The 4759-nt window shown below is 75.4% G+C and carries 6 protein-coding genes; 3 read left to right on the forward strand and 3 right to left on the reverse strand.

Annotation, left to right across the window (positions count from 1 at the left end):
* A partial coding sequence (locus tag ACZJYS_RS22740; RefSeq protein ID WP_493180426.1) for a fluoride efflux transporter FluC occupies window positions 1-381 on the forward strand: 381 nt, incomplete at its 5' end.
* Window positions 382-434: 53 nt separating this feature from the next.
* Here ACZJYS_RS22740 and ACZJYS_RS22745 read toward each other — a convergent pair.
* From ACZJYS_RS22745 to ACZJYS_RS22755, 3 genes are all read right to left on the reverse strand, one after another.
* On the reverse strand, window positions 435-797 hold the full coding sequence (locus tag ACZJYS_RS22745; RefSeq protein ID WP_109518625.1) for a DUF4440 domain-containing protein: 363 nt from the start codon (window positions 795-797) through the stop codon (window positions 435-437).
* Window positions 798-922: 125 nt separating this feature from the next.
* Window positions 923-1876: an aliphatic sulfonate ABC transporter substrate-binding protein gene (locus ACZJYS_RS22750; RefSeq protein WP_493180427.1), complete on the reverse strand. Its 954-nt coding sequence runs from the start codon at window positions 1874-1876 to the stop codon at window positions 923-925.
* A 149-nt stretch (window positions 1877-2025) separates the two neighbouring features.
* Entirely contained in the window at window positions 2026-2244 is a 219-nt protein-coding gene (locus ACZJYS_RS22755) for a hypothetical protein (protein ID WP_493180428.1), read from the reverse strand.
* A gap of 120 nt (window positions 2245-2364) precedes the next feature.
* Between ACZJYS_RS22755 and ACZJYS_RS22760 the strand changes: the two genes are divergently transcribed.
* Window positions 2365-3342 carry an RluA family pseudouridine synthase gene (locus ACZJYS_RS22760; RefSeq protein ID WP_493180429.1) on the forward strand — a complete coding sequence of 326 codons (978 nt, stop codon included), beginning with the start codon at window positions 2365-2367 and terminating at the stop codon, window positions 3340-3342.
* A 4-nt stretch (window positions 3343-3346) separates the two neighbouring features.
* A partial coding sequence (locus ACZJYS_RS22765; protein ID WP_493180430.1) for an AsmA family protein occupies window positions 3347-4759 on the forward strand: 1413 nt, incomplete at its 3' end.

Consider the following 4759-nt stretch of genomic DNA (forward strand, 5'->3'; position numbering starts at 1 on the left):
CTGCTCGGGCTGGTGGCGGCGGGCGGGGCGGCGGGCTCGGTGCTGCGCTACGCGGTGGGAATCTGGTGCGCGGGCTGGTTCGGCACCCACCTGCCCTGGGGCACGCTGGCGGTGAACGTCATCGGCAGCGCCGTCATCGGCCTGCTCGGCGGCGCCATGCTGGGCGGCCTGGCCTTCCCGCAGGAGGCGCGGCTGCTGGCCGTCACCGGGCTGCTCGGCGGCTTCACCACCTTCTCCGCCTTCTCGCTGGACACGGGCACGCTGTTCCTGCGCAGCCCGTCGCTTGCCGCGCTCTATCTCGGCCTGACCCTGGCGGGCGGGCTCGGCGCCTTCGCCGCCGCCTTCGCCCTGGGCGGCCTGCTCGGCCGCGCCCTGGGCTGAGGCTGCCCCGCCGCGCCGCATCCCCCACGGGGCGCGGCACGGCGGGGCGCGCGTCACGGCGTCACGGTGAGCGGCGGCGTCTGCTGGTGCTGCACCACGCGCCACTCGTCATGCGCCAGGCGCCGGTAGACGGAGGTGCAATGCGCCTCGTAGGGCGCCTTACCCTCGCCCCGCGCCGCCGCCTTGTAGGCGATGACGATCAGCCCCTCCTGCGGGCGCGAGACCTGCTTTTCGGAGATCTCCACCGTGCTCCAGCGCGGCGTGTCCGCCACCGCCGCCACCGCCTCGGCCCCGCCCATCACGAAGGGGGGGTGCGGCAGCACCATCAGGCACTCATCGTCGATCAGCGCGCGGTAGTGCTCCGCATCGCCCGTCCAGAGGCTCTCCTCGAAGGCCCACACCCGTCCGTCGTCCATGAATCCTGTTCTCCCGTTGCGGTCGGGTGGAGAACGCCGGGCGCGACGGATCGTTCAGCCACGATGCGCGTCCGCGCCGTCCGGCACGCGGTCAACAATGCCTGACAATAAGGCCCGACGGGGCCTCAGCCTTCCTCCACCCCGGCGGCGACGGCCTCCGCCACCGCCACGCGCCGCCGCAGCAGGCCGAATTCCAGCGCCGCGTCGGCCGCCGCCTGCAGCTCCTCCAGCAGCGCGGCGTCGAGCGGCACGGCGCGGGTGCGCTGGCTGGCGAAGGCCTGCCGCACCGCCGGCTCCGGCAGGCGGGTCAGGCGGGCATTGGCGGCGGCATAGGCCTCCAGCCGGCCGGCGGCCCAGTCCCAGCCGCGCCGCTGGCGGCGGGCCAGGTCGGCCAGCAGCGGCCGGCGCTGGCGCAGCGCGTTCTCATGCGCGGCGAGGAAGCTGACGGTGGGGGTCAGCCCGGTGCCGTCCTCCAGCACGCGGGCGCCGAACAGGGTGCGCTCGATCGCCACATAGGGCTCCCAGATCGCCCAGGCATCGACGGCGCCGGAGCGGAAGGCCAGCGCGGCGTCGGCCGGGCCGAGCCAGACCAGCTCCACCGCCTCCGGCGCCAGGCCGGCGCGCTTCAGCGCCGCGCGCAGCAGGAAATGGCCCCAGCCGCCGCGGTTGCCGGCGAGCTTCTTCCCCCGCAGGTCGGCGAGGCTCCTGGCCCGGGAATGCTCCGGCACCAGGATGGCCTGGGAGCGCGGCTCGGCGCGCGTGGCGGCGAAGGCGCGCAGCGGCGCCCCGGCGGCGAAGACGCTGAGGAAGGCGAGGTCGCCCATGGTGCCGGCGTCCAGCGCATCGGCCGCGAGCGCCTCCAGCAGCGGCGCGGCGGCGGGGAACTCGCTCCAGGCGATGTCGTAGGGCGGCGCCTCGCCCTGCGCTGAGGCTTCCAGCAGCGAGCGCAGCCCGCCCTTCTGGTTGCCCACGCGCAGGGTGGAGCGGCCGCCCTGGGCACGGGCCAGGGCGGGCATGGCGAGCAGGCCGGCGGCGGCGAGGCCGAGGCGGCGGCGGGTGGTGCGGAGGGTCTCGGTCATGGCGGCGAGCATGGCCGCCGCCAGAGCGTGCGGAAAAGAGCGAAGTTTGGAAAATTCCGCAGCAAAAAGAGAAGGTTATGCCATGCGGCGAAGGCCGGGCAGTGACTTTCTTCTCCCCGCCCCCGCCACCCTGATAAGAATATATACCTTTACTCCGCCCGGTTCCTCGCCCTAGGCTGCGGCATCATCGGCTCCGGCCTGTCCAGCACCGTCACCACCCGGCCCGGCCACAGCACCAGCGCCCCGTCATGCACCTGCACCCGGAAGTGGCTCGGGCAGCCCAGCGCCTCCACCACGGCGCGCGGCAGGGTGAGCTGGTTCTTGCTCGTCAGATTGGCCAGCCGGGGCGGGTTGCTCGGGGTTTTCATGCGGGGCCTCCGGTAAGGCAGTAAGATGGTAAGGAAGTAAGGAATATATTCCTTACGCGCAAGCGGAATCGCCCCCGTTTTCGCTCGACGCGGCGCGTCGCCGGAGCTACCTCCCCGCGCATGACCATCCAGCATCGCACCGTCCATCCGGCCGACGAGGAATCCCGCCTCGACCGCTGGTTCCGCCGCCACTTCCCCCAGGTGACGCAGGGCGCGCTGCAGAAGATGCTGCGCACCGGGCAGATCCGCGTCGACGGCAAGCGCGCCGAGGCCAACACGCGGCTGATGCGCGGCCAGGAGATCCGCATCCCGCCCCTGCCCGAGGGGCCGGCGCCGGAGCCCGAGCGCCGCGACCGCGAGGTGAGCGAGGAGGATGCGCGCGCGCTGGAGAAGCTGGTCCTCTACCGCGACGACAGCGTCATCGCCCTGAACAAGCCGCACGGCCTGCCAGTGCAGGGCGGCCCGAACATCAAGAAGCACCTGGACGGGATGCTGGACGCGCTGCGCTTCGGCCATGAGGAGCGGCCGCGCCTCGTCCACCGGCTGGACCGCGACACCTCGGGCGTGATCCTGCTGGCGCGGGACGCGCTGGCGGCGCGCCGGCTGGCCAGCGCCTTCCGCGGGCGCGATGCGAAGAAGACCTACTGGGCGCTGGTGGTCGGGCAGCCGCAATACGAGGCGGGGCGGATCGACATGAAGCTGGGGCGCGTCGGCACCGGCCAGGGCGAGCGCACCGCCCCCGTGGAGGGCCGCGAGGGCCTCTTCGCCGTCACCGAGTACAGCACGGTCGATGTGGCGCGCCGCCACGCCACCTGGCTGGAGATGCGGCCGCTGACCGGCCGTACCCACCAGCTGCGCGTGCACTGCGCCTCGGCGCTCGAATGCCCGATCCTGGGCGATGGCAAGTATGGCGGGCAGGCGGCGCATCTCGAGGGGATGTCCCACGCGCTGCACCTGCACGCCCGCGCGCTGCAGGTGCCGCACCCGGAGGGCGGCACGCTGGAGGTGAGCGCGCCGCCGCCGCCGCACATGGTGGAGAGCTTCCGCACCCTCGGCTTCGAGGTGCCGCGCACGCCGCAGCCGCGCCGGGTGGGCTGAGGCCATGGCCCCGCCCCGCCGCCGCCGCCGCCGCACCCTGCTGGCCGGCGCCGCCGTGCTCGTGGCCGTGCCGGTGCTGGCCTGGGGCGGGCTGAACCTGGTGCTGCGCGATTCCGTGCTGCGCCCGCGCGTCATCGCCGCCGTGGAGCAGGCGACGGGGCGTGCGCTGACCCTCTCGGGCCCGGTCGGCATCAAGCTCTCCCTGGTACCGACGGTGACGCTGGAGGGCGTGGCCCTGGCCAACGCCCCCGGCGGCAGCCGCGCCGAGATGCTGACGGCCAGCCGCGTGGAGGCGCGGCTCGCGCTGCTGCCGCTGCTCTCGCGCCGCATCGCCTTCGAGCGGCTGACGCTGATCGAGCCGGACCTGCTGCTGGAGGTGGATGCGGAGGGCCAGGGCAACTGGCGCCTCTCCCCCGCCCCCTCGCCCGCCACGGGCCGGCCGGAAGCGGCACCCGGCGGCGCGGCCGAGGGGCGGCTGGCGCTCTCCATCGCCGCGGTGGATATCGAGGGCGGGCGCCTCACCTGGCACGATGCCCGCACCGGGCGGCGGGAGGTGCTGGACATCCGCAGCCTCGCCCTGCGCGCCGAGACCCCGGCGGCGCCGATCGACTTCCAGGGCGCGCTTGGCCTGCGCGGCGTGGCCGTGGCGCTGGAGGGGCATGCCGGGCCGCTGGCGCGGCTGCTCGGCACCAGCGCCGAGCCCGCCGCCTGGCCGCTGCATGTTGCGCTGGCGGCACCGGGGCTGCAGCTGGTGGCCGATGGCAGCGCGACGCGCCCCGAGGCCGCCGCCGGCTGGCAGCTGGCCCTGAAGGCCACGGCCGAGAGCACCGCGCGCCTTGCGCCCTTCCTGCCGCGCGCCGGCCTGCCCCCGCTGCGCGGGCTGGAGCTGGACGCCGAACTGGCCGATGCCGGCGCCGGCCGCCCGCCGCGCCTGGACCGGCTGGTGGCGCATACCGAGGGCGGCGATCTCGGCGCCTGGGTGCCGGGGCTGGCGCTGGGCGCCGCCACGCTGCGGATGCCCGGCCCGGAGCAGCCGGGGCAGCTCAACGCCGACCTCTCCCTGCGCGGCCTGCCGGTGCAGGCCGAGGGGCAGCTCCCCGCCCCGGCCGCGCTGCTCGGCGACGGGCCCTGGCCGCTGCGCCTGACCCTGCGCGGCGCCGGCGCCACCGCCGAGGCGCAGGCCGAGTTGCCGGGGCCACGGCTGGAGGGCGCCAATGTGGCGCTGAGCCTCGCCGCACCGGACACGGCGCCGCTGCTCTCGGCCCTGGGACTGCCCGGACCCCGCCTGACCGAGGCACGGCTGGAAGGCCGCCTGCTGCTGCCAGCCGGCGGCGCGGCGCTGGAAGGGCTGCGCCTGCGCGCCCGCGAGGCGACGCTGGAAGGCGAGGCCCGGCTGGCTCTCGGCGGACCGCGCCCG

This window comes from Roseomonas sp. TS2 (assembly GCF_058833935.1).

Coding starts and splice junctions, on each gene's coding strand:
- ACZJYS_RS22745 (WP_109518625.1), bottom strand. CDS start 797: ATGGACGACGGACGGGTGTGGGCCTTCGAGGAGAGCCTCTGGACGGGC.
- ACZJYS_RS22750 (WP_493180427.1), bottom strand. CDS start 1,876: ATGACCGAGACCCTCCGCACCACCCGCCGCCGCCTCGGCCTCGCCGCC.
- ACZJYS_RS22755 (WP_493180428.1), bottom strand. CDS start 2,244: ATGAAAACCCCGAGCAACCCGCCCCGGCTGGCCAATCTGACGAGCAAG.
- ACZJYS_RS22760 (WP_493180429.1), top strand. CDS start 2,365: ATGACCATCCAGCATCGCACCGTCCATCCGGCCGACGAGGAATCCCGC.